General features: G+C 67.1%; 1 protein-coding gene. It reads left to right on the top strand.

What is annotated here, in order from left to right; translation table 11 throughout:
- Positions 1-51: 51 nt before the first annotated feature.
- Positions 52-1,298 (top strand): IS3 family transposase gene (locus ACWCYY_RS40850; RefSeq protein WP_449798985.1). Its coding sequence is split into 2 segments (ribosomal slippage): positions 52-331 and positions 331-1,298, totalling 1,248 coding nucleotides; the frame shifts between segments, so codons are not numbered across the junction.
- The last annotated feature ends 27 nt before the right edge of the window (positions 1,299-1,325 follow it).

A 1,325-nucleotide genomic window follows, 5' to 3' on the forward strand; every position in this document is an offset into this window, starting at 1 on the left:
TGAACCGCCCCGTGTTCAGTGGAGACTCGATTTCGTGTAAGGATTCGAGTCATGGCACGTCCCTCCTCCTACCCGCCTGAGCTGCGCCGTCGTGCGGTGCGCATGGTCGCCGAGGTCCTCGGCGACTACCCGAACGAGTCCGCCGCGTTGCGGGCTGTCGCGGAGAAACTCGGTATCGGTTCGGCCGAGACGCTGCGCAACTGGGTCCGGCGGGACCAGGTCGACCAAGGGCAGCGGCCCGGGACGACGACGGAGGAGTCCGCGCAGATCAAGGCAATGAAGAAGGAGATCGCCGAGCTGAAGCGCGCGAACGAGATCCTCAAGGCCGCGGCGAGTTTCTTCGCGGCCGAGCTCGACCGGCCACACCTGCGCTCGTAGCGTTCATCGACGGGCACCGGGACCGCTTCGGCGGCGTCGAGCCGATCTGCCGCGTACTCTCCGAGCACGGCTGCAGCATCGCCCCCTCCACCTACTACGCCTTCAACAACCGTGCTCCCTCCGCCCGTTCGGTCCGCGACGCGGAGCTGAAGGAACTGATCACGACGACGTTCGAGGACAACTTCCGGGTCTACGGGGCCCGCAAGATCTGGCGCGAGCTGAACCGCCGCGGCCACGCGGTGGCCCGCTGCACCATCGAGCGGCTGATGCGCGACCTGGGCATCACCGGAGCCGTCCGCGGCAAGCGCGTGGTCACCACAGTCCCCGACCCGTCCGCCGAACGGGCCCCCGACCTGGTCGACCGCGACTTCGTCGCGCCGGCACCGAACCGGTGCTGGGTCGCGGACTTCACACACGTGGCAGCATTCGCCGGCGTCGTCTACGTCGCGTTCGTCGTGGACACCTTCTCCCGCCGCATCGTCGGCTGGTCCGCCGCGACCACGAAGCAGACCAGGCTCGTCCTGGACGCCCTGGAGATGGCCTTGTGGCAGCGTGACCGCGACGGATACCCGCCCAGACGGGGCGAGTTGATACATCACAGCGACGCAGGCAGTCAGTACACGTCTTTCCGCCTGGCCGAGCACCTCGACGCCGCCGGCGTCGCCGCCTCCATCGGATCCGTCGGCGACGCCTACGACAACGCCCTCATGGAGAGCACGATCGGGCTGTTCAAGACCGAGCTGATCAAACCCCGGCGGCCCTGGCGGACCCTCTCGCAAGTCGAGCTCGCCACCGCCGAGTGGGTCGATTGGTACAACCACCGCCGACTCCACGGTGAGATCGGACACGTCCCGCCCGTCGAGTACGAGAACACCTACCACCTCACAACCGCAAAACCACAGGTCACAACCACAACCTGAGATCTCTATCGAACCCGGTGCGGTTCA

The sequence above is a fragment of the Kitasatospora sp. NPDC001664 genome, from assembly GCF_053596675.1.